The organism is Paraburkholderia sp. GAS41 (assembly GCF_050436545.1).
In the GTDB taxonomy this organism is placed as follows: Bacteria; Pseudomonadota; Gammaproteobacteria; order Burkholderiales; family Burkholderiaceae; genus Paraburkholderia.
In genome coordinates this window covers 14793-36615 of the sequence record NZ_JBNDMK010000015.1, presented here as the reverse complement: position 1 = coordinate 36615, position 21823 = coordinate 14793, and the positions used below count along the sequence as shown (strand labels likewise).

At 62.1% G+C, this 21823-nt stretch carries 21 protein-coding genes; 12 read left to right on the top strand and 9 right to left on the bottom strand.

Annotated elements, in window-relative coordinates; all coding sequences use genetic code 11:
- Positions 1–92 precede the first annotated feature (92 nt).
- The 3 genes from P3T43_RS20570 to acs form a co-directional block, all read right to left on the bottom strand.
- Entirely contained in the window at positions 93–2111 is a 2019-nt protein-coding gene (locus P3T43_RS20570) for a sodium:solute symporter family protein (protein ID WP_429282885.1), read from the bottom strand.
- Between the two features lie 4 nt (positions 2112–2115).
- On the bottom strand, positions 2116–2499 hold the full coding sequence (locus P3T43_RS20565; protein WP_429282884.1) for a DUF4212 domain-containing protein: 384 nt from the start codon (positions 2497–2499) through the stop codon (positions 2116–2118).
- 126 nt (positions 2500–2625) lie between these two features.
- Complete coding sequence (gene acs, locus P3T43_RS20560; protein WP_429282883.1) at positions 2626–4608, bottom strand: acetate--CoA ligase; 1983 nt, start codon at positions 4606–4608, stop codon at positions 2626–2628.
- A 472-nt stretch (positions 4609–5080) separates the two neighbouring features.
- Between acs and P3T43_RS20555 the strand changes: the two genes are divergently transcribed.
- From P3T43_RS20555 to P3T43_RS20520, 8 genes are all read left to right on the top strand, one after another.
- Entirely contained in the window at positions 5081–5680 is a 600-nt protein-coding gene (locus P3T43_RS20555; protein WP_429282882.1) for a TIGR00645 family protein, read from the top strand.
- 55 nt (positions 5681–5735) lie between these two features.
- Positions 5736–7259, top strand: coding sequence for a fumarate hydratase (locus tag P3T43_RS20550; RefSeq protein WP_429282881.1), 1524 nt, complete (start codon positions 5736–5738; stop codon positions 7257–7259).
- 205 nt (positions 7260–7464) lie between these two features.
- The gene (gene bfr / locus P3T43_RS20545; protein WP_429282880.1) at positions 7465–7944 is read left to right on the top strand and encodes a bacterioferritin; all 480 of its coding nucleotides are present in this window, start codon (positions 7465–7467) and stop codon (positions 7942–7944) included.
- Between the two features lie 109 nt (positions 7945–8053).
- On the top strand, positions 8054–8953 hold the full coding sequence (gene murI, locus P3T43_RS20540; RefSeq protein ID WP_429282879.1) for a glutamate racemase: 900 nt from the start codon (positions 8054–8056) through the stop codon (positions 8951–8953).
- A 207-nt stretch (positions 8954–9160) separates the two neighbouring features.
- A complete protein-coding gene (locus tag P3T43_RS20535) occupies positions 9161–9397 on the top strand; it encodes a (2Fe-2S)-binding protein (RefSeq protein ID WP_429282878.1) in 237 nt (78 codons plus the stop codon).
- Positions 9398–9631: 234 nt separating this feature from the next.
- A complete protein-coding gene (locus tag P3T43_RS20530) occupies positions 9632–10372 on the top strand; it encodes an energy transducer TonB (protein ID WP_429282877.1) in 741 nt (246 codons plus the stop codon).
- A 65-nt stretch (positions 10373–10437) separates the two neighbouring features.
- Positions 10438–11169, top strand: a complete 732-nt coding sequence (locus P3T43_RS20525) for a MotA/TolQ/ExbB proton channel family protein (RefSeq protein ID WP_429282876.1) — start codon at positions 10438–10440, stop codon at positions 11167–11169.
- A gap of 16 nt (positions 11170–11185) precedes the next feature.
- Positions 11186–11605, top strand: coding sequence for an ExbD/TolR family protein (locus P3T43_RS20520; protein WP_429282875.1), 420 nt, complete (start codon positions 11186–11188; stop codon positions 11603–11605).
- 371 nt (positions 11606–11976) lie between these two features.
- On the opposite strand, the gene P3T43_RS20515 is transcribed toward P3T43_RS20520, so the two are convergent.
- Positions 11977–12981 (bottom strand): LysR family transcriptional regulator, encoded by a 1005-nt coding sequence (locus P3T43_RS20515; protein WP_429282874.1) that lies wholly within the window; start codon positions 12979–12981, stop codon positions 11977–11979.
- Between the two features lie 123 nt (positions 12982–13104).
- Between P3T43_RS20515 and P3T43_RS20510 the strand changes: the two genes are divergently transcribed.
- From P3T43_RS20510 to hemP, 4 genes are all read left to right on the top strand, one after another.
- Positions 13105–13977 (top strand): pirin family protein, encoded by an 873-nt coding sequence (locus P3T43_RS20510; RefSeq protein WP_429282873.1) that lies wholly within the window; start codon positions 13105–13107, stop codon positions 13975–13977.
- Between the two features lie 107 nt (positions 13978–14084).
- A complete protein-coding gene (locus tag P3T43_RS20505) occupies positions 14085–14483 on the top strand; it encodes an OsmC family protein (protein ID WP_429282872.1) in 399 nt (132 codons plus the stop codon).
- Positions 14484–14564: 81 nt separating this feature from the next.
- Complete coding sequence (locus tag P3T43_RS20500) at positions 14565–15047, top strand: SRPBCC family protein (RefSeq protein ID WP_429273166.1); 483 nt, start codon at positions 14565–14567, stop codon at positions 15045–15047.
- A 206-nt stretch (positions 15048–15253) separates the two neighbouring features.
- Positions 15254–15523, top strand: coding sequence for a hemin uptake protein HemP (gene hemP / locus P3T43_RS20495; RefSeq protein ID WP_429282871.1), 270 nt, complete (start codon positions 15254–15256; stop codon positions 15521–15523).
- 393 nt (positions 15524–15916) lie between these two features.
- Here the strand turns inward: hemP and P3T43_RS20490 are convergent, their stop codons facing one another.
- The 5 genes from P3T43_RS20490 to uvrB all read right to left on the bottom strand — a co-directional run bounded on the left by P3T43_RS20490 (position 15917) and on the right by uvrB (position 21753).
- Positions 15917–17350 (bottom strand): 4Fe-4S binding protein, encoded by a 1434-nt coding sequence (locus P3T43_RS20490; protein ID WP_429282870.1) that lies wholly within the window; start codon positions 17348–17350, stop codon positions 15917–15919.
- Positions 17347–18192 carry an FTR1 family iron permease gene (locus tag P3T43_RS20485; protein ID WP_429282869.1) on the bottom strand — a complete coding sequence of 282 codons (846 nt, stop codon included), beginning with the start codon at positions 18190–18192 and terminating at the stop codon, positions 17347–17349. Before P3T43_RS20485 ends, P3T43_RS20490 begins: the two co-directional genes overlap by 4 nt.
- 71 nt (positions 18193–18263) lie before the next feature.
- Positions 18264–18596: a cupredoxin domain-containing protein gene (locus P3T43_RS20480; RefSeq protein WP_429282868.1), complete on the bottom strand. Its 333-nt coding sequence runs from the start codon at positions 18594–18596 to the stop codon at positions 18264–18266.
- Between the two features lie 117 nt (positions 18597–18713).
- Positions 18714–19262: an iron transporter gene (locus P3T43_RS20475; protein WP_429282867.1), complete on the bottom strand. Its 549-nt coding sequence runs from the start codon at positions 19260–19262 to the stop codon at positions 18714–18716.
- Between the two features lie 397 nt (positions 19263–19659).
- Entirely contained in the window at positions 19660–21753 is a 2094-nt protein-coding gene (uvrB, locus tag P3T43_RS20470; RefSeq protein ID WP_429282866.1) for an excinuclease ABC subunit UvrB, read from the bottom strand.
- Between the last annotated feature and the right edge of the window lie 70 nt (positions 21754–21823).

Here is a 21823-nt window from a genome sequence, read left to right as displayed (position 1 = left end):
ATTATAGCAAACTATGGGCCCCGCGCCAGCCCTGTTCCAAATCGCCGCCCAAACACCGCTGAAACGCCCGCCCGGCAACAGATTCACCCCCTTCACGGATGCCGGATGTAGTCCACCAGCGCCTGGGTATAAGCATCCGGCTTCCGATCCATCAGGCTCACGACGATCGCCACCAGAAACCCGGCCGGCACGCCAAACACGCCCGAACTGATCGATTCGATCCCAAACCACGTCGACCCCACGAAGCCAGTCATCTGCGTGAAAAACGGATACGTCGAGAGCATGTAATAGATGCAGACGACGAGCCCCGCCACCATTCCGGCCACCGCGCCACGCCGCGTCGTGCGCTTCCAGAACACGCCCAGCACCAGCACCGGGAACAGACTGGAGGCCGCCAGCGAAAACGCCGCGCCCACCAGAAACAGAATATTTCCCGTATTCAGTGACGCCACATACGAAGCAAACAGCGCCACCCCGAGCAGCAGGATCTTGGAAATCGTCACGCGCCGCTGACTCGATGCCGCAGGGTCGACCATGTGATAGTAGACATCGTGCGACAGCGCGTTCGCAATGGTCAGCAACAGGCCATCCGCCGTCGAAAGCGCAGCCGCGAGCGCCCCCGCCGCAATCAGCCCCGACATCACATACGGCAGCCCCGCGATTTCCGGCGCGGCCAGCACGATCATGTCCGGCTGCATCTGGATCTCGCTCCATTGCACGATGCCATCACGATTCGTATCCACGATGCTGATCAGGTTCGGCTCGATCCTGAGCCACTGCGTCAACCATTGCGGCAAGTCGGCAAACGGATGCCCAACGAGGTTCGTCAAGATCTCATACTTCATCAGCACGGACAGCACCGGCACCGTCAGATAAAACAGCGCGACGAAGAACAGCGTCCAGCCGACCGAGCGGCGCGCGGACGCCACCGAAGTCGTCGTGTTATAGCGCGTCAGAATATGCGGCAAGCTCGCCGTCCCCAGCGACAAACACAGCAGCAGCGACAGGAAATTGCGCTCGTGAGTCTGCCGGTCTGCACCGCTCGTCGCAGGAAACGGCTCGGACATCGGCACCGGCGCCGAGGCGCGCATCAGCAAAGCCTCGCGCTGTTGCGTCCACACGATCTTCGCCGCAGCCGCGTCGTGCGGAAACAGCTCGAGCGCGCGCTCGCTGGTGTTGATGTCCCGCAGCGGACCGTTATGCCGGCGCAATTCGGCCACCTTGTCGGTCAACCCCTGCTTCTCGTCAATGAACGATTGCGGCAGCCTGTCGATCTGCGTCTGCAGCTTCGCCGCCTGCACCTGGTAGTCGGCGCGCACGTTCTGATCCAGCGGTGTGTCGCGCACCTGCCGCTCCAGTGTTTCCACACGCGCCATCAGGCGTCCATAGTTGAATTGCGGTACCCAGCCAAGGCCGTCCTTATGCGCGATCATCGACACCGGAATCAGGATCGCAAAAATGAGGATGACGTACTGCGCCACCTGGGTCCAGGTCACCGCGCGCATGCCGCCCAGAAACGAGCACACCAGGATGCCCGCCAGTCCGCAGAAAATACCCACGGCAAAATCGACGCCGATAAAGCGCGTCGCGATCAAGCCCACGCCCTGAATCTGCGCGACCAGATAAACAAACGAACACAGGATCGCGGACAGCGCGGCGAGTCCGCGTACCGCGTTGCTCGAAAAACGCGTGCCGAGAAAATCGGGAATCGTATAGCGCGCCAGCTTGCGCACGTACGGCGCGAGCAGGAATGCGGTGAGGCAATAGCCGCCGGTCCAGCCCATCAGATACGCGAGACCATCGTAGCCGGTCACGTAGATCGAGCCCGCCAGACCAATGAAGGACGCCGCCGACAACCAGTCGGCCGCGGTCGCCATGCCGTTGAACGCCGACGGCACGCGCCGGCCCGCGACGTAGTACTCCACCAGGTCGGACGTCCGTGACAGCAGACCGATGACCGCATACACGGCGATCGGCACGAACAGGAACACGTAGCCAATCCATACGCCCGGCCCGGTTACCTCTTCGATGCGCCACATCACATAGATGAAGGCCAGAAAACCGAGCGTGTAGAACGCGTATGAGCGGATGAGCCGATGCGTGAGCGTCATCGGCTCAGAGTCCGCGCGCGGCAGTCGAGGCCGCCGCGGCTGACTCTGCCGCCGCGTCTGTGTCTGCGTTGAAGGCGCGTTGCAGCGTGCGGTCGGCGCGTTGCATCAGCACGATATAGATGACGATCAAGCCCACATAGATGAGGATCGCCCCTTGCGCGCCGAGATAGAACGGCAGGCTGAAACCGGCGTAACGCACCTGCGTCAGCGCGGGCGCGGCCAGCGGCACGACAAACGACACCAGGAAGCCCAGCACCATCAGCACGGCAATCGACACGAGGTTGAAACGCCAGTAACGCCGATGCGCACGCGCCATCGCATCCGAGACCGGCGGCGGTTCGGGCGGCGGATTCAGCGCGGGTTGAGAGGAGGGATGCGGCGCGGCCATGCGCCTATGTATCAAAAAGCCACCGGGCAGGCAATCGGGATTGTCCGCGCGGTGGCTTTCGGCCTGTTACTTCAAGTCGACCCGGGGAGTGAACTGGAGGTCACCCCACGAGCCTTGGGTGCTGGCTTAGAGCGACTCGCCAAGCTGATCGAGAATCGCCGGGTTCTCCAGCGTCGACACGTCCTGCGTGATCTCCTCGCCTTTCGCCAGCGAGCGCAGCAGACGGCGCATGATCTTGCCCGAGCGCGTCTTCGGCAGGTTGTCGCCGAAGCGGATGTCCTTCGGCTTGGCGATCGGTCCGATTTCCTTGCCGACCCATGCACGCAGTTCGTTGGCGATCTTCACCGCCTCTTCGCCTTCCGGACGCGAACGCTTCAGCACGACAAACGCGCACACGGCTTCGCCCGTCGTATCGTCAGGACGCCCAACCACCGCCGCTTCGGCGACGATCGGATTGGACACCAGCGCCGACTCGATCTCCATCGTGCCCAACCGGTGCCCCGACACGTTCAGCACGTCGTCGATCCGGCCCATGATCGTGAAGTAGCCGGTTTCCTTGTCGCGCACCGCGCCGTCGCCGGCGAGATATAGCTTGCCGCCGAGTTCCTCGGGGAAGTAGCTCTTTTTGTAGCGCTCCGGATCGCCCCATACATTGCGCAGCATGGCGGGCCACGGGCGCTTGACGACCAGAATGCCGCCCTGCCCGTTCGGTACGTCCTGCCCCGTCTCGTCCACCACCGCGGCCATGATGCCCGGCAGCGGCAGCGTGCATGAACCCGGCACCAGCGGCGTCGCGCCCGGCAGCGGCGTGATCATGTGGCCGCCCGTTTCCGTCTGCCACCACGTATCGACGATGGGGCAACGGCTACCGCCGACGTTCTCGTGGTACCACATCCACGCTTCCGGATTGATCGGCTCGCCCACCGTGCCGATCACGCGCAGCGACGACAGGTCATAGCTCTTCGGATGAATCTTCGCATCGGCTTCCGCCGCCTTGATGAGCGAACGGATCGCCGTGGGCGCGGTATAGAACAGCGAGACCTTGTGCTTCGCGATCATGTCCCAGAAGCGGCCCGCGTTCGGATAAGTCGGCACGCCTTCGAACACCACCTGCGTGCCACCGAGCGCCAGCGGACCATACGTGATGTAGCTATGCCCGGTGATCCAGCCGATGTCGGCGGTACACCAGAACACATCCGTGGGCTTCCAGTCGAAGGTCCACTTCAGGGTCTGCGCGGCCCACAGCAGATAGCCGCCGGTGCTGTGCTGCACGCCCTTCGGTTTGCCAGTCGAACCCGACGTGTAAAGGATGAACAACGGATGCTCGGCGCCCACCCATTCCGGCGCGCACTGATCGGACTCGTTCTGGGTGATTTCATGCATCCACAGATCGCGGCCTTCGTTCCATGCCACCTTGCCGCCTGTACGCTGATAGACGATCACGCTCTTGACGGCTTCGCAGCCGCCCATCGCGAGCGCCTCATCGGCGATGTTCTTCAGCGGCAGTGCCTTGCCGCCACGCATCTGTTCGTCGGAGGTGACGAGCGCCACGGCGCCCACGTCGACGAGCCGCTCATTGAGCGACTTCGACGAGAAGCCGCCGAACACCACCGAATGCGTCGCGCCAATGCGGGCGCACGCCTGCATGGCGACGATGCCTTCGATCGACATCGGCATATAGATCACCACGCGGTCGCCCTTCTTCACACCGCGTTTTTTCAGCGCATTGGCGAAGCGGCTCACCCGCTGCAGCAGATCCTGATAGGTGACATTGGTGACGGTGCCGTCGTCGGCTTCGAAGACGATCGCGGTGCGTTGGCCGTGGCCGGCTTTGACATGGCGGTCGAGGCTGTTATACGACGCATTCAGTTCGCCGTCCTCGAACCACGTATAGAACGGCGCCTTCGACTCGTCGAGCACCTTGGTGAAGGGCTTGTGCCAGTTCAGCGTTTCCTTCGCCAGCCGCCCCCAGAAGCCCTCGTAATCACGTTCCGCTTCGGCGACGAGCGCCCGGTACGCGTCCATGCCGGAGACCGTCGCGCCTGCCACTGCTTCGGCAGAAGGAGGGAAAACGCGGCGTTCCTGAAGAACCGATTCAATCGCAGACATCGACTACCCCTTGGTGAAGATGAAACGTAAATCCTGTGCTGGCGCGCCGATGACGCGCCATGTCATGGTGACGCCGCATGGCGCGGCGCCTGTCTCCAACCCTCGCGCAGGGCCTTCACACCCTGCGCAGCCCATCGGTAAACGGCATGTGGCACTGCACCATGCCAGCGGTTCCCGATCAGCCCGTTCATCCTGGACGATAAACGTTGCAACTTACCAGCCACTTACGCAAGCACCCTTTCGCGGATTGCTGCATGCCTGGCCCTTTTACAATGTTAACTGAACTCGCCGTCCGTGGCGTCCCGCGCGTCGCCGCCGGCTCGACCTGCCGGGTTTGCCGGTCTCGACGAGGTCGACCCGGGTGTCGCTGTACAATAGCGCGCCTGCCGCAAGCTTTTCCGGAAGGTTTGCCGATATGCCTGGCCAATTTGCGCCGCCCGCTATCCTCGCCCTGACGCCCTGACTCTTGCCCATGTCCGCTCCGCGCCACGACACTGCTGGTAACCCGCGCCGCCCGATGCGCCCCCTGCCCGCCATCATCTTCATGAGCCGCTGGCTGCAGGTGCCGCTCTACCTTGGCCTGATCGTCGCGCAAGGCGTCTACGTCGTCCTGTTCATCAAGGAAGTCTGGCATCTGGTCACGGCCTCGATGACGCTAGACGAAACCAACGTCATGCTGGTCGTGCTCGGCCTGATCGACGTGGTGATGATCTCGAACCTGCTGATCATGGTCATCATCGGCGGGTATGAAACCTTCGTGTCGCGCCTCGGCGTCGAAGGTCATCCGGACGAGCCCGAATGGCTCGACCACGTCAACGCCGGCGTGCTGAAGGTGAAGCTCTCCATGGCGCTGATCAGCATTTCGTCGATCCACCTGCTGAAGACCTTCATCAGCCCCGACCAGAATTCCACGCACACCATCATGTGGCAGGTGATCATTCACCTGGCGTTCCTGCTGTCCGCCGTCGTGATGGCCCTCGTGGACCGTCTGACCACACATACGCACCCGGCCCATTTTCACGAGCCGGCCCGCGAGCAACCCGTTTCCACTCCCCTGAAGGCGCAAGACTGAACCCGCAGCCCTTGCGATCAGTACAACAAGCGCCATTGTTCCCACTGAGCTACTCATGACCGTCATCAAACAGGAAGACCTGATTCAGAGCATTGCTGATTCGCTTCAGTACATCAGCTATTACCACCCGCTCGACTACATCCAGGCGCTCGGCCGCGCCTATGAGCTCGAAGAAAGCCCGGCCGCAAAAGATGCGATCGCGCAGATCCTCACCAATAGCCGCATGTGCGCCGAAGGCAAGCGCCCGATCTGCCAGGACACCGGCATCGTCACGGTGTTCGTGAAGGTGGGCATGGACGTGCGCTGGGACGGCGCGACGATGGGCGTCACCGACATGATCAACGAAGGCGTGCGCCGTGGTTTTCTGAACCCGGACAACGTACTGCGCGCGTCGATCGTGAGCCCGCCCGAAGGCGCGCGCAAGAACACGAAGGACAACACGCCGGCAGTCATCCACTACGAGATCGTGCCGGGCGACAAGGTCGACGTGCAGGTCGCGGCCAAGGGCGGCGGCTCGGAAAACAAGTCGAAGTTCGCGATGCTGAACCCGTCCGATTCGATCGTCGACTGGATCATCAAGACCGTGCCGACCATGGGCGCCGGCTGGTGCCCGCCTGGCATGCTCGGTATCGGCATCGGCGGCACCGCTGAAAAGGCGATGCTGATGGCGAAGGAATCGCTGATGGATCCGATCGACATTCAGGACGTCATCGCCCGCGGCCCGCAAGACTGGATCGAAGAACTGCGTGTCGAACTGCACGAGAAGGTCAACGCACTCGGCATCGGCGCGCAAGGTCTCGGCGGTCTCGCCACCGTGCTCGACGTCAAGATCATGGCTGCACCGACGCACGCGGCTTCGAAGCCGATCGCCATCATCCCGAACTGCGCAGCGACACGTCATGCGCACTTCACACTGGATGGTTCGGGTGTCGCCAGGCTCGAAGCACCCTCGCTCGACGCATGGCCGAAAGTGCAGTGGGAACCGGACACGGAAAAGAGCCAGCGCGTCGATCTGAACACGCTGACACCGGCAGACGTCGCTGCGTGGAAGCCGGGCCAGACGCTGCTGCTGTCGGGCAAGATGTTGACCGGCCGCGACGCGGCCCACAAGCGCATCGCCGACATGCTCGCCAAGGGCGAAAAGCTGCCGGTGGACTTCACCAATCGCGTGATCTATTACGTCGGCCCGGTCGATCCGGTGCGTGACGAAGCCGTGGGTCCGGCAGGCCCGACCACCGCCACGCGCATGGACAAGTTCACCGAGACGATGTTGTCGCAAACCGGTCTCATTTCCATGATCGGTAAAGCCGAGCGCGGCCCGGTTGCAATCGAAGCCATCAAGAAACACAAGGCGGCTTACCTGATGGCCGTGGGCGGTGCGGCGTACCTCGTGTCGAAGGCGATCCGCAGCGCGAAGGTGCTGGCATTCGAAGACCTCGGCATGGAAGCCATCTACGAGTTCGATGTGCAGGATATGCCGGTGACGGTAGCGGTCGATTCGAACGGCACCTCGGTCCACCAGACCGGGCCGAAGGAATGGCAAGCCAAGATCGGCAAGATTCCGGTCGCAACGGTTTAAAGCCCGGCCCAGCGCCGGGTCTTAAGCCCGCTGTCTGCCGACACGAAGCCGGGACTCGGGGTCCCGGCTTTTTCATTGATGCAACGGCGAGCGGTCGTGTTTATCGTTTGCACATGTCAAAAACTGCTCCGATCCTTGGCTTTTTCGGGTCGGGCGTTTATTGTTGTTGAAAACTCGTATTTCAGTGCCCCACAAGGAAAAAATCATGCAAGGCGACAAGAAGGTTATCGAATATCTGAACTCGCAGTTGAAGAATGAACTGACTGCGATTAACCAGTACTTTCTGCACGCCCGGATGTACAAACATTGGGGCCTCGATAAACTCGGCAAGCATGAGTACGACGAATCGATCGGCGAAATGAAGCACGCCGACTGGCTGATCGAACGCATTTTCATGCTCGACGGCCTGCCGAATCTGCAAGACCTGCACAAGCTGCTGATCGGCGAGGAAACCAAAGAAATCCTCGAATGCGATCTGAAGCTCGAACAGATTTCGCAGAGTACCTGCAAGGAAGCCATCGTGTATTGCGAATCAGTTCGCGATTTCATTTCGCGCGAGATTTTCGTCAAGATTCTCGACGACACCGAAGAACATATCGACTGGCTGGAAACGCAACTGGATCTGATCGACAAGGTCGGCATCCAGAACTACCAGCAAACCGGCATGGGTTCGATCGAATCCTGATCGGCGCAGCCCGCGTGCGCCGCTGCGCGCGCCACGCGGGCGGTATCATTCTGTTTTGCCCTTGTTTGCACCCCTGCCTGTGTCCTTGCCCGCTTCCGTGACTGCATCCATGCCTAACACTTTGTCAGACGCAGGACTTCCCGCGCCCGTCTCGCGCGCTGCCATCGAGCTTCAGTCGGGTCATGCGCCGGTGGGCGTGTTCGATTCGGGCCTCGGCGGCTTGTCGGTGCTGCGCGCCTTGCGCGCACAGGTGCCTGACGAATCGATCATCTATGTTGCCGACTCGCTGTACGCGCCATACGGCGAGCGCGACGACGACTTTATCGCCGACCGCACGCTGGCAATCGGCCAATGGCTCGTCAAGCAGGGCGCCAAGGTGCTGGTGGTGGCGTGCAATACGGCGACGGCCCAATCCATCGCGCTGGTACGCGAGCGGTTGAGCATTCCGCTCATCGGTGTCGAACCAGGTATCAAACCCGCTGCCTTGCAATCCAGGAGCCGCGTGGCCGGCGTACTCGCCACCCAGGTCACGCTGCGCAGTGCCCGCTTTCAGACCCTGCTCGAGCGCTACGCCGCTGACTGCCGGTTCCTCTGTCAACCCGGTCATGGCCTCGCGCAGGCAATCGAACGCTGCGACGTCGGCTCAGCCGAGTTGCGCGCGCTGCTCGATAGCTACCTGCAGCCCATGCTCGATGCCGGCGCCGACACCCTCGTGCTCGGCTGCACGCACTACCCGTTTCTCGACGCGGCGATCCGCGAGATCGTCGGCGAGCGCATGACGCTGATCGACACCAGCGTCGCCATTGCCCGCCAGGTGGAACGCGTGCTCGACCAGCACGGTCTGCGCGGCGAGCCCGGCCGCCCCGTCGATCCGCCCCGATTTTGCTCGACCAGCGACGGCACACACCTGCAGCAGCTCGCTGCCACCCTGTTGCAGATCGAGGCACCCGTGGAGCGCGTCGTGATTCCGTCGCCACGCACCCTGGCAGCGGATTCACAGGCTGCCTGAAGCCCGCCGCAGGCGTTTGGCGCCAGCCAAACGCCATTCCCTCCGAGCCCCCGCCCGAAGCCGGCACCCACGATCCGGCCCCATCCCCAACGTGGGGTATCCCTCCTAACAGTCTGGTTTTGTTACAAAAATTCCATCAGGACGCTTGCCAAACGCCCCAAACAAAATGATAATAATTCGCATTAACGTTAGCTATTGCGCCCTACCATGATTGTCTGCGTGTGCAAATCTGTATCCGACCGTAAGATCCGTGCCTCGATTGCGGAAGGCATCGATTCTTTCGATGAACTCCAGTTCGAGCTGGGCGTCGCCACGTGCTGCGGCAAGTGCGAAGAGTCGGTGCGCGACGTCATGGCGCAAAGCGGCGTCTGTGCGAGCCGTTGCGGGGTCGAGCATCACGCCCATCCGGTACCGCTCACGTTTTACGAGCGCAAGGCCGCCTGATCCTGCCGGCACGGCGCTCGCCGTGTCCTGAGTCCGTTCCGGCCTCACGCTTTAGTCCACTGCCGTCAGCAAGCCAGTACACGTTACCAGCCAGCTACCGCTCACCCCGTAAAGGAGTTCGAGATGGAATTGCTGATTGGTTTCGTGACCACACTGTGCATTTCGCTGCTGATATTCCGAACATGACGTTGCTTTGTCGTAGTCCCGGTATCGACGGCGCTCGGTCGCGCTGACATGCGTGCCGCGCCCTCCGTTCCGGCCGGCTTCGCGCCGGCGCCCTCCATCCGTACCCATTCCCGCACCGTCAAGGCAACCGCCGCAGTCGCCGCTATCCATATCGCGCTACTCGCGTTGATCCTGACCGTGCGCAACGAGCCCGCGGTGCATCCGCTCGAATCGCGCACGATGACCGCCGAACTGTTGAGCCCGGCGCCCGTCGCAGCACCTGCCGCCCTGCAGTCGATCGCTCCACCGCCGCCCACGCCTACGCCACCGGTCCCGCATAGCAAGCCCAAGGTGCAGGCACGGCCTACGCCGGTGGCGAGGCCGACTCCCGTGCCCTTGCCGCAGGCGGCGAGCCCATCGCCCACGGCGCCCGCCGCTGAGGAATCCGCGCAGCCGGCGCCCGCCGCCCCGGCTGCACCGGCTACTGCCGCCGCGCCCGCAATCGGTCGTCCCACGCTGGAAATCAGCGCGCCCAAGAACGTCTCGCACCTCGACTGCAATATCGCGAAGCCGGACTATCCGGTTCTCTCGCGACGTCGTGGCGAAACCGGCACCGCTTACGTCAGATTCGTGGTGGGCCTGAGCGGCAACCTCGAGAACGTCGAACTGAAGAAAAGCAGCGGCTACGACCGCCTCGACGACGCCGCGCTGGCCGCCGTCAAGGCAAGCGCATGCAAGCCCTATCTCGAGAACGGCGAGCCCATCCGGGCGGCCTATACACAGCCCTATCAGTTCGGTCTGAACGACTGAGCCACGCATGGTCGGGCCGCTCGCGCAACTGAACGGCCCAGGCAGACTTTAAAAAAGGAATCGCAATGCAGAACTACGGTTTGGCCCATGTCTGGGCACAAGGGGATTTCGTGACGCGCGGCATCGCGCTCACGCTGTTGATCATGTCGGTGCTGTCGTGGAGCGTGATCGTCATCAAAGGCTGGAACGTGATGCGTCTCAAGCGTCTGACGAAAAACGCCGAACAGTCGTTCTGGCATTCCGACGATCTCTCGGACGGCGTGCAGAAACTTGGCGGCGGCACCTCGTCGCCGCAGGACAATCCGTTCCTCGCGCTCGCGCTGTCGGGTCAGGAAGCCGCCGATCACCATCATCAGACGCAACCGCATCTGCATGACCGCATGGACGTGTCCGACTGGGTCACGCGTTGCCTGAAGGACACCATGGACGACGGCATTGCGCGCATGCAGAGCGGCCTCGCGATCCTCGCCTCGATCGGCAGCACGGCGCCATTCGTCGGTCTGTTCGGCACGGTGTGGGGCATCTATCACGCGCTGCTGGCGATCGGTGCCAGCGGTCAGAGCTCGATCGATCAGGTGGCCGGCCCGGTCGGCGAAGCGCTGATCATGACCGCGTTCGGCCTGTTCGTCGCGATTCCGTCCGTGCTCGGCTATAACGCGCTGACCCGTGCCAACAAGGCGATCGTGACGAAGCTGAACCGCTTCGCCCACGGCCTGCATGCGTTCTTCGTGACGGGCGCCCGCCTGTCGTCGTCCAAACGCGGCGACGGCCTGCGCCTTGCCACGCGCACTCACTGATCAGCGAGGTCCTCCGATGGGAATGAGCCCTTTCGCCAACGAAGAAGACGACGGCCTGATGAACGAAATCAACATGACGCCGCTCGTCGACGTCATGTTGGTTCTCCTGATCGTCTTCATGGTGACGATTCCGGTGATCCGTCACGCGGTGAAAATCGACCTGCCGCACGCGAGCAGCCAGAAAGAAGAGACGAAGCCCGTGCAGGTCAACGTTTCGATTGAAGCCGACGGCACGGTGCTGTGGGACGAGAAGCCGGTGAGCAACGACGACTTGCGTATGAAGATCGCCCAGGCAGCGCAAGCCGATCCGCAACCGGAACTGCATCTGAACGCGGACCGCAAGGTTGCGTATGAAAAGGTGGCTGAAGTGATGTCGGCGGCGCAGGCCGGCGGTCTCACGAAAATCGGCTTCGTGACACAGCCCGCGAGCCACTAGCACGTCACTCGCTAAAACGCGAAAAAGCCTTGTTTCAAGGATCTGAAGCAACAAAGTAAAAGGCCTTCATCGTCGGATGAAGGCCTTTTTTTGTGCGCACTCGGCGCCTTCGGGCGGCGAGATCGCTTGCCATCGGATGAGTAGCAAACGACTCCACATGCGACAGCCGTGGTCGACACGGACGGCGCGATCAGCCCTATCAGGCTCGCTATGATAGCGGCCATGAGTTTCCGCGCAGGAGACTCCTTGGCGGAGGAATTCAATATAAGCCCGCAAGCTCGCGCATTCAAGCAAAGCCCCATTGAAAGTACTCATCGCAGACGGCGCTTAAATGCCAAAACGATATGACGTGGCGTGGATCGCGCAGCGAATTACACCGTTGCCTGAGCCGCAGACTGAACCAACGGCGACTGTCCGGACTTGCCCTTTTCTGCGGCGCTCGGGCATTCGCCCATGATGTGCTTGCCGGTGTCCGGGTCGAGCATCTCAACCAGATAGTCCACGAACGCGCGCACCGCGGGCACCATACCTTGCCGCGATACGAACGCCGCGTAGAGTTGCGGCGTCGGCAAGGTCCAACCCGGCATCACCGGCGAGAGCTGACCGGCGCGCAGCGCGGCCCCGTACATCATCTCCGGCAGCGCGGCAATGCCGACACCCGCCAGCACTGCCTCGCGGATCGTCATCAGATCGGCACTCACCAGACGCGGCTCGTGCTCGAGCGTGTGACGCGTGCCGTCCGGCGCGATCAGCTGAAAGACGTGGCGGCCGTCGGTAGTGGGCGTATCCAGTGTCTCGAAACGGCTCAGATCCGCCGGCAACAGCGGCGGCGCGTTTTGCTGCAACAGGCTCGGCGCCCCGACCAGCATCTGCTGCGTGCGCCACAACGGCCGTACGACGATATTGGCGTTTTCCGGCGGCTCCGAGCGGATTCGCAGCGCCACGTCGACCGAATCCTCGAACAGATCGATCACCCGGTTGGTCACGCGCATGACCACCCGCACCTCTGGATAGCGATGCATGAACTCGGGCAGGATCTGCGACAGCAAGGTCTGCGACATGGTGACCGGCACGCTGACGCGCACCGTCCCGCGCGGCGAGGAGCGCAATTGCTGCACCACGTTGACCGCCGCCTGCGCCTCCGACAGCATCGCCTGACAATGCTGGTAGAACAATTGACCCGCTTCGGTCAGCGCGAGCTTACGGGTGGAGCGCTGCAGCAAGCGCACGCCGAGCGACGCCTCCAGTTCGGTCAAACGGCGCGACAGGCGCGACTTCGAGATGCCCAGCACGCGTTCGGCGGCCGAAAATCCGCCGTGCTCGACGACCTGCGAGAAGTACATCAGGTCGTTCAGATTGTGTGAATCGATCTTCATCTCATCGTTCCATGAATAGAACAATCCATTGCGTGACGGTGGCTGGCACCTCGAAAAACGGTCCCTATAATAGCCCTATGTTTCAGAAATAACGCTATTCCCCATTTTCCAAGGTGACTTTTGATGAGCGCGACACGCACGATCGACCGCACGTATCCGGCGATTCGCACGACCGAAGGCGGCGGCTTCATCGTCCACCGCCCGTTTCCAACCCGCATGCTGATGGATTTCGACCCATTCCTGCTGCTCGACGAAATGGGCCCGATCGACTACGCGCCCGGCGAAGCCAAGGGCGCGCCGGACCATCCGCACCGCGGCTTCGAGACCGTCACCTATGCACTCGAGGGGCAGTTCGGCCATAAGGATTCGGCGGGCCACTCCGGTACGCTGAAGGCCGGCGACGTGCAGTGGATGACCGCGGGCGCGGGGATCGTCCATAGCGAAATGCCGGACCCCGAGTTCGTGCGCACCGGCGGCCGCGTCCATGGGCTGCAATTGTGGGTGAATCTGCCGCGCAGCGACAAGATGATCGCGCCGCGCTACCAGGAAGTGCCGTCAGCCAAGATTCCTGTCGCGACTTCCGCGGATGGCCAGGTCAGGGTGAAGGTGATCGCAGGCGAAGCGCTGGGTGTGGCCGCGGCGATCGAAACCCGCACGCCCATCCTGTATCAGCATTTCACGCTGCAGCCCAACGCGAAGATCGTGCATGCCGTGCCGCCCGACTACCGGGTGTTCGCTTACGGACTGTCGGGCAAGGGCGTGTACGGCGAGGCTCGCCGCGAAATCGACGCGCGCCAGATGGTCGTGTTCGGCAACGACGGCGACACGGTCACACTGGCAGCCGGCGCGGAACCGCTCGAGGTCCTGCTGCTGGGCGGTGTGCCGCTGAAGGAGCCGGTGGTGCGCTACGGGCCGTTCGTCATGAACACCGAAGACGAAATCCGCCAGGCCGTGACCGACTACCAGGCGGGCCGCATGGGGCAGATCGCGCACTGACCTCCACGGCACGAAGCCGGACAATTTCGTTCACAATAGCGACTCATGCCGCGCGCCGCAGATCCCTTGCGCCGCGCGGCGCATTCCGTCCCTGTTCAGGAGCGCGCATGGCAGAGTCCACGGTCACAGCCCACATCGGCTCGACGGATTTTCAGGTTCTTCTCGACGACGGCAAGCATACGTGGCTCGCCGACGAACCCGAATCGCTCGGTGGCGGCGACCGCGGCCCCGGTCCGGTGACGCTGCTGCTGTCGAGCCTGGGTGCCTGTACCTCGATCACACTGAAGATGTATGCGCAGCGCAAGGGCTGGCCGCTCGCGGACGTCCGCGTGACGTTGTCCATCCAGACGGGCGACGAAGGCTCGACGATCGACCGGCGCATCGTGCTGGAGGGCGATCTGTCGGACGAGCAACGGGAGCGTCTGTTGCAGATCGCCAATGCGTGCCCGGTCCACAAGATCCTGACGCGCCCGATCTCGATTCGCACCGGTCTCACCGCCGCGTGAGTCACAACAGCGCCACGCTTGCGCCGCGCCTGAGGGCGCTGGTCTGGCCGGGACCCATCGCTTAAAGAGGAAACCACCGTTTTGAATTTCGAACACCTTGTCCAGATCAACGATCCGTTGAATCCGTTCGTCGACACCATGACCCGCGATCAGTTGTGGGAAGGGCTGGTGTTGCGCGCCGAACAGCCGCAACTGTTCGTGCTGGGACTCGACACGTGCACGATCCTGTCGCGCACCGACAGCACGCTCGAGCGCGAACTGCACTACGGGCAGGTGACCGTGCGTGATCGCGTCACGTTCTCTCCCAATGACAGCGTGCGCTACGACATCCTCGCGACCGAAACCCACGTAGGCGGCTCGCTGACGATGACCATCGAGCAGCCCGATGAATTGCAGTTGTTCCTGCGCTTCGAGTACAGCACCACCCTGCCCGTGTCCGATGATCAGGATGCGCGCCAGACGCAGGAAATCGTCAAATCGGCATACCGCGAGTCGGACATCGATACGGTGCGGCTGATCCGCCAGTACGTGCAAGGCCGCAAGGCGCCTGACGCGTTGCATTGAACATGCGGCATGGGGCGGCAACTGTCCGCCCGTGTCGTAGCGTGCGGCGCCAGTTCGACTCCACGCGCGCGCCCTGTTTCTCGACCACCCCTTTCCTGACAATCCCCTGACTATCGAAGTCCAATTCCGATAAATTTATCGTCTTGTAAATGGGAACGATTATCATTTAGAATCATTCCATCGAATACAACAAACCGACGGACCGAATGACCGACCTCACGCGCTCTTCTACGCTCAGCCTGCGCGGCTCCGCTGCCGCTGCGCTGACCAGCCGTCCGAAAGCCAGTACGACGGTCGCCGCTCCGAGGCAGTCCAGCGAGCGTAGTCAAGGCGCCGCGCCGAAGGGTGGAACTGCTGCGCCGTCGGTCGTCAGTGACACGCTCCTGCAAGGGCACAGCCATGTGAGCATCGTGCATAACGGCGAAACCTACCAGCTTCGCGCCACACGGCTCGGCAAGCTGATTTTGACCAAGTAACGACGGACGTACCGGGTATTGTGGGGACCACCTCTTCGAGAGGTGTTGGGGCATTAGCCAGCAACGACGGCTTGCACGCGAGATCTAGACCCCTTCGTGCAGACAACCAAGCCAGCCGTCGCAGCAAGCCAGGCCACTTTTTTTGGGTTCCCACCCAATGCGGACACCGCGCCAGAGCGCGAGTCGCAACTGCTGAATGAACAGAACGACAAAGCCGTGTGGATGGCAACATCCACACGGCTTTGTCTGTTTGCAAGCACCGTTTGTGTTCCACTCAACCGCGCTCGGGGCAATCGCGAACGCCGCGATCTCTGCGCGTGCAACCGCCACATCACCGCCGCATCCTGCGCCGACCGCATGCAAGCATGCCGATCGAACCACCATGCCACTTCGTTAGCGCGTCCAGCCCCAAAACATGAGCCACCAGGCACTGTCGACGACCGCGAGTGCAGCGATGAACCACAGCATTGCGAAACCGCGCTGGAAAAGCCACGCACTGTAGCGTCCAGTGACGAGCCATGCGAGCCAGGCACTCCACAGGTTGGCCACGATCAGAATCGCGATGCGCAGATCCGTCGCCCACGCGAGCGAAACATGCTCCGCGCGCAGCAGCGACAGGGTGGTCGCCGACAAGCCCAGAAACACGCCCGCGCCGGCAATCGGAATCAGCCCTTGCGCGAGATGATGCAACCGCTCAGCGCTAAAGCGACCAAGCGTACGCGTGGCGCCCGTCAGCAGCACCAGCAGTGCTGTGCCATAGACGAGCCCCGTGGCGAGGATATAGCCGATCACCAGCGTGCCGTCGAGCCACGAAAATACATCGTTCTGCTCGGGGTAATGCGTGAAGAGAAACCACGGAGCATTGGTGGCCAGCGGCCACGTGATGTCCCGGTCGACCAGCCATGTGGCGAGGAACATCTTCAGATCGACGAACCATGTCGACGCGGTCCAATGGAACGCGCCGATCGCGATGCCGAGCAGGCCATAGAGGATCAGTGCGGTATCCCAGGCACTGGCCTGCTGATCACCGAGTTGCACCACTTCCGAAGACGGTTCGCGCCACGTCAAGGCGATCGCATCGCGATGCCCGCTGCAGCGGCCGCACATGTGACACGCCGCAGCGCCCTTCATGTTGCGCAACGGCACAAGCGGCGCACAGTTGATCGGAATCACGCGATGACCGTGTTCGCCCTCTTTGTATGAGCGGCGCCACGCGTCTTCGTCGACCTTGAAATGAAACGGCGCGAGCCGCGCGAGAAGCGAAAAAACCCCGTTGACGGGGCAGAGATATTTGCACCAGACACGCTTCTCACGTCCGTACAGCAAGCCAATGATCATCGCCGCGAAAGTTGAACCGCCCAGCACGAGCAATACCGCTTTCGGATACTGGTAGACGCTCACCATCTGCCCGTAGATGGTGGTGAGGCCGAAGGCGACGAACGGCCACCCGCCCCAGCGCATCCAGCGTGGGATAGCCCTGCCGCGCCCGAATTTGCTGGCGAATTCGGCGAGCGTGCCTTCCGGGCACAGCACGCCGCACCACACCCGTCCGAGCATCACCATGGAAAGCAGCACGAACGGCCACCAGATGCCCCAGAACACGAATTGCGCGGCCAGCGTGAGGTTATTCCACAGATGCGCGGTCTCGTCGGGCAACGGCATGAACGCCGGCACGAGAACCAGAAATGCGTAGAGCGCCACTACGACCCACTGGATACCGCGAATCAGCGTTCCATGCCGTTGCATCCATTGACCGGCCACCGCGAGCCGGCCGAGACGGCTGGCGCGATCGCCCCGGCCGTTATAGACGCGTGCACCATCCCTCATGCCGCGCGTCCTGCCGCCTGCTGCGCCGGCCGCCGGTTGGCCCTGCGCACCAGCAGATAGACGACGCCCCAGTACACCGCATAGGCAAGCAGATTCATGAGCGCCGGATGCGCGCGGTAGCCGGTGAGCGTAGCGACGAGCGAACCGAACGTGCTCGAGTCGTCGAGCAGCGCCGAGGTGTTCCACATCTGATCGACCAGCGTGGGCAGAACCTCCTTGTCGATCAGCTTGTCGACGCCGGTCTGAAACAGTCCCGCGCCGAGAAACAGCAGCATGATTTCGGTGACGCGAAAAAAGAGCCGCCAAGAGAAGAACTTGCCGCCCAGTTGCAGGACGTAGAACGTCAGGAACGCCAGACCCAGACCGATCAGCACAGCCAGCAACTGACTTCCATCCACGTGGCCCGATTGTCCAAAGCCGAGTCCATACAGGAAGATCACCGTCTCGCTGCCTTCCCGGGCAATCGCCAGCGCGACCAGCAAGGCAATCCCCCACCAGTTCGAATCCCGCGTGCTCTGTTGCAGCGAATGCTCCATGTCACGCTTGAGCGTGCGGCCATGTTGCTTCATCCACAACACCATTTGCACGATCAGCACGCAGGCGACCAGCACCATCGCCGTCTGAAAATAGTCCTGTGCGTCGCCGGACAATACTTCCGTGAAACCGATCAGCGCCGCACCGAGCGCGATCGCCGCGACAATGCCCGCGCCGACGCCCGCCCACAGATACGGCAAACCGCGTCGCGCATTGTCGTCGCCGTTTTTCAGCCACGCATAGAGGATGCCGACGACCAGCAGCGCCTCGACGCTTTCCCGCCACACGATGAACAACACCTGACCCATCGAACCTCTCCTGCTTTGAGCGGACGCCGCGCGTCCGCGTCCAGACCCGATACCGCTTCAACGCACTTCGACTATTTAGCGACGATCACGCCCTGCGCCTGCTGGTGGAAGTCGTCGAAAAACTTGTACTCGCCAGGTGACAACGGTGCGATCACCACGAACGATTCCGCGCCCGGCGCCAGCACTTTTTCCTTGCGCAACTGGACACTTTCGAATTCAGCCGCGCCATTGCCCGTGTTGCGCACTTCGATCTTGATACGCTGCCCCGCCGGCACTTCGATCCGCACCGGATTGAGCTTGCCGTCGGTCATTTCGAGCTTGAAGGTCGGCAGGTCCGCAGCATGTGCCGCGCCGACCAGCGATGTCGTCATGGCAAGGATCGCAATTTCTCGGTTGATTCTCATTGGCCCCTCCAGAAAACCCGGCGCGCTTTCACACGCCAGTTGGCTCGCTGCACGAGCGTTGCGTTCACGCCGCAGCGGTTTGCGCGACGCCACGCACGCGCGTGCGCGGAGCGTGAATCAATACCCGCCCTTCTTGCCAATGCCTGCGTACGTGAAGTCGTACTCGAGCGTGAACGGCTTGAACCACGGACCCACGCCGGTTTCCTTGTCGACGTGACGGCCGAACGCCATGTGACCGGATTGCATCGGCGGGGCAATGAAGAGCTTCAGGTGGTATTTGCCGGGGCCTTCCAGCTTGACGTTGTCGCCGTAGTGCGGACCGTCGTCGGCGACCATTGCCATCATGTCGCCCTTCTGCGTCTGGGACGAACCCGCTTTCGAGAGCTCGTAGCTCACCTGCAGATAGGGCATCCAGTCGCCTTCGGCGAAGCCAGTCGGGTTCTTCTTGACCGCGTGAATGTCGGCTTCGAGGTGGACGTCCGACTCCGAGGCCTTGCGCATCATCCCTTCCGGCTCCATCGTGATGGGCTGCAGGTAGACCGCGCCGATTTCCATGCCGCCCTGGATCTGCTGCTTGCCGATCGGATATTCAGCGGCTGTTGCCGACACGGCGGCTACCGCCGCGACGGTCACCACGCCGCGGCGCAGAAATGAAGAGACTCGCATTGAAACTCCTTGTTTTTAGACTGAGACCATGAAGACCTGACGGAGAACGGCGCACCTCGTTTCATTCAAAATCATTTCTCTAAATTACTAACGCTAATGCGAACCATTCTCAATATTGAAGGAAGTTTATCATTCTTCGTCATGGAGAACAATTGATGGCGCGTCGAAACCGTCTCTGTGCAAGAGTTTGGGCGCCGCGGGCGATAGCTGCGTTGGTTCCGACAGGACTACCGCAACTGCCTTACAGAAGGGTTCGACTCGGGGTCAGATCGGTGCGTTGAGCCGCTAGAATCACGCGCAAGAATGGGATTGAAGGTGGGAAAAGATGCACTCGCAAACCGTGCAGAGAGACGCTGCACGGCAAACAGGCCGGCTCGGGAGAGACCCGGCCGTGTTCTCAGTTAGTACCGGTCAGATGATCGCCGACGTTGGCGCCGAACACGCGTTGGCGCAGCAGCGCAAGCTGGTCGCGCGTCTGGGCCGCTTTTTCGAATTCGAGATTCTTGGCGTGCTCCATCATCTGCTTCTCAAGCCGCTTGAGTTCCTTGGACAACTGCTTCTCCGACATGTCCTCGAACTTGGCGCGCTGTTGCTGCTCCTTCAATTCCGCACGCGCTTCGTCGACGTTGTAGACGCCGTCGATAATGTCCTTGATGCGCTTGACCACGCCGCGCGGCGTGATGCCTCGCTCCAGGTTGAAGGCGATCTGTTTGGTGCGGCGTCGCTCGGTTTCGTCGATTGCGCGGCGCATCGAATCCGTGATGCGGTCCGCGTACAGAATCGCCCGGCCATTGACGTTGCGGGCGGCCCGGCCGATCGTCTGGATCAGCGAGCGTTCGGCACGCAGGAAGCCTTCCTTGTCCGCATCGAGAATCGCCACCAGCGACACTTCCGGAATATCAAGCCCTTCGCGCAGCAGGTTGATCCCCACCAGCACGTCGAACGTACCGAGACGCAGGTCGCGGATGATTTCGACCCGTTCGACCGTATCGATGTCGCTGTGCAGATAACGCACCTTGACACCGTGGTCGGCGAGGAACTCGGTCAACTGCTCGGCCATGCGCTTGGTCAGCACGGTGACCAGCACGCGGTCGCCCGCCTTGACGCGTTCGTTGATCTCGGAGAGCACGTCGTCGACCTGAGTGCGCGCCGGACGTACCTCGATTTCGGGGTCGACGAGGCCGGTCGGCCGTACCAGTTGCTCGGCCACCTGCCCCGCCGTCTTCTGCTCGTAGTCGGCGGGCGTGGCCGACACGAACACCACCTGGCGCATCTTGCGCTCGAATTCGTTGAACTTGAGCGGCCGGTTGTCCAGCGCCGACGGCAGCCGGAAACCGTAATTGACGAGATTTTCCTTACGTGCCCGGTCACCGTTGTACATGCCGTTCAACTGGCCGATCAGCACATGCGACTCGTCGAGCAGCATCAGCGCATCGCTCGGCAAATAGTCCACCAGCGTCGGCGGCGGTTCGCCCGGCGCCGCGCCCGAGAAATGCCGCGAATAGTTTTCGATGCCTTTGCAAAAACCCAGTTCCTGCAGCATCTCCAGATCGAAGCGCGTGCGCTGCTCCAGACGCTGCGCCTCGACCAGCTTGCCGTCGCCGTAGAAAAACTCGAGCCGCTCGCGCAGTTCCGCCTTGATCGTTTCCACCGCGCGCATCACGGTTTCGCGCGGCGTCACGTAGTGCGATGACGGATAGACGGTGAAGCGAGGAATCTTCTGACGCACACGCCCCGTCAGCGGGTCGAACAGTTGCAATGTCTCGATTTCGTCGTCGAACAACTCGACGCGCACCGCCATCTCCGCGTGTTCCGCCGGGAAGATGTCGATCGTGTCGCCGCGCACGCGAAACGCGCCGCGCTGGAACTCGGTTTCGTTGCGGTTGTACTGCATGGCGATCAGACGCGCGATGATGTCGCGCTGGCCGATCTTGTCGCCGCTGCGCAGCGTCAGGATCATCTGATGATACTCAGACGGATTACCGATACCGTAGATCGCCGACACCGTCGCGACGATCACCACGTCGCGCCGCTCCATCAGGCTTTTGGTCGCAGAGAGACGCATCTGCTCGATATGCTCGTTGATCGACGAGTCTTTCTCGATGAACAGATCGCGCTGCGGCACATACGCTTCCGGCTGGTAGTAGTCGTAGTACGAGACGAAGTACTCGACGGCGTTGCGCGGAAAGAACTCGCGGAACTCCGAATAAAGCTGGGCGGCCAGCGTCTTGTTCGGCGCGAACACAATGGCCGGACGGCCGAGCCGCGCGATGGTATTCGCCATCGTGAAGGTCTTGCCGGAGCCGGTCACGCCGAGCAGCGTCTGGAACGACAGGCCGTCCTCGACCCCTTCAACGAGCGTATCGATGGCGGTAGGCTGGTCGCCGGCGGGCGGGTACGGCTGGTAAAGCTGGAACGGCGAGCCTTCGAACGTCACGAATTTCGACTCGTCGAGAGCGGCGTTGACTTCAGTCAGATGATGTTCGGACATGTGTGCGGCACCAGGGCCTGGGCAAAGGACTATTCTAGCGGTTTGCGGGAGCGCGGGCTGAGCGGACGGC

What these genes read in the sequence shown, in the direction of transcription:
- P3T43_RS20475 (WP_429282867.1), bottom strand. Translation starts at nt 19,262, where the DNA reads ATGCGAGTCTCTTCATTTCTGCGCCGCGGCGTGGTGACCGTCGCGGCG.
- P3T43_RS20490 (WP_429282870.1), bottom strand. Translation starts at nt 17,350, where the DNA reads ATGAGGGATGGTGCACGCGTCTATAACGGCCGGGGCGATCGCGCCAGC.
- bfr (WP_429282880.1), top strand. Translation starts at nt 7,465, where the DNA reads ATGCAAGGCGACAAGAAGGTTATCGAATATCTGAACTCGCAGTTGAAG.
- hemP (WP_429282871.1), top strand. Translation starts at nt 15,254, where the DNA reads ATGACCGACCTCACGCGCTCTTCTACGCTCAGCCTGCGCGGCTCCGCT.
- P3T43_RS20525 (WP_429282876.1), top strand. Translation starts at nt 10,438, where the DNA reads ATGCAGAACTACGGTTTGGCCCATGTCTGGGCACAAGGGGATTTCGTG.
- acs (WP_429282883.1), bottom strand. Translation starts at nt 4,608, where the DNA reads ATGTCTGCGATTGAATCGGTTCTTCAGGAACGCCGCGTTTTCCCTCCT.
- P3T43_RS20520 (WP_429282875.1), top strand. Translation starts at nt 11,186, where the DNA reads ATGGGAATGAGCCCTTTCGCCAACGAAGAAGACGACGGCCTGATGAAC.
- P3T43_RS20480 (WP_429282868.1), bottom strand. Translation starts at nt 18,596, where the DNA reads ATGAGAATCAACCGAGAAATTGCGATCCTTGCCATGACGACATCGCTG.
- P3T43_RS20535 (WP_429282878.1), top strand. Translation starts at nt 9,161, where the DNA reads ATGATTGTCTGCGTGTGCAAATCTGTATCCGACCGTAAGATCCGTGCC.
- P3T43_RS20530 (WP_429282877.1), top strand. Translation starts at nt 9,632, where the DNA reads ATGCGTGCCGCGCCCTCCGTTCCGGCCGGCTTCGCGCCGGCGCCCTCC.
- murI (WP_429282879.1), top strand. Translation starts at nt 8,054, where the DNA reads ATGCCTAACACTTTGTCAGACGCAGGACTTCCCGCGCCCGTCTCGCGC.
- P3T43_RS20510 (WP_429282873.1), top strand. Translation starts at nt 13,105, where the DNA reads ATGAGCGCGACACGCACGATCGACCGCACGTATCCGGCGATTCGCACG.
- P3T43_RS20515 (WP_429282874.1), bottom strand. Translation starts at nt 12,981, where the DNA reads ATGAAGATCGATTCACACAATCTGAACGACCTGATGTACTTCTCGCAG.
- P3T43_RS20570 (WP_429282885.1), bottom strand. Translation starts at nt 2,111, where the DNA reads ATGACGCTCACGCATCGGCTCATCCGCTCATACGCGTTCTACACGCTC.
- P3T43_RS20555 (WP_429282882.1), top strand. Translation starts at nt 5,081, where the DNA reads ATGTCCGCTCCGCGCCACGACACTGCTGGTAACCCGCGCCGCCCGATG.
- P3T43_RS20485 (WP_429282869.1), bottom strand. Translation starts at nt 18,192, where the DNA reads ATGGGTCAGGTGTTGTTCATCGTGTGGCGGGAAAGCGTCGAGGCGCTG.
- P3T43_RS20565 (WP_429282884.1), bottom strand. Translation starts at nt 2,499, where the DNA reads ATGGCCGCGCCGCATCCCTCCTCTCAACCCGCGCTGAATCCGCCGCCC.
- uvrB (WP_429282866.1), bottom strand. Translation starts at nt 21,753, where the DNA reads ATGTCCGAACATCATCTGACTGAAGTCAACGCCGCTCTCGACGAGTCG.
- P3T43_RS20505 (WP_429282872.1), top strand. Translation starts at nt 14,085, where the DNA reads ATGGCAGAGTCCACGGTCACAGCCCACATCGGCTCGACGGATTTTCAG.
- P3T43_RS20550 (WP_429282881.1), top strand. Translation starts at nt 5,736, where the DNA reads ATGACCGTCATCAAACAGGAAGACCTGATTCAGAGCATTGCTGATTCG.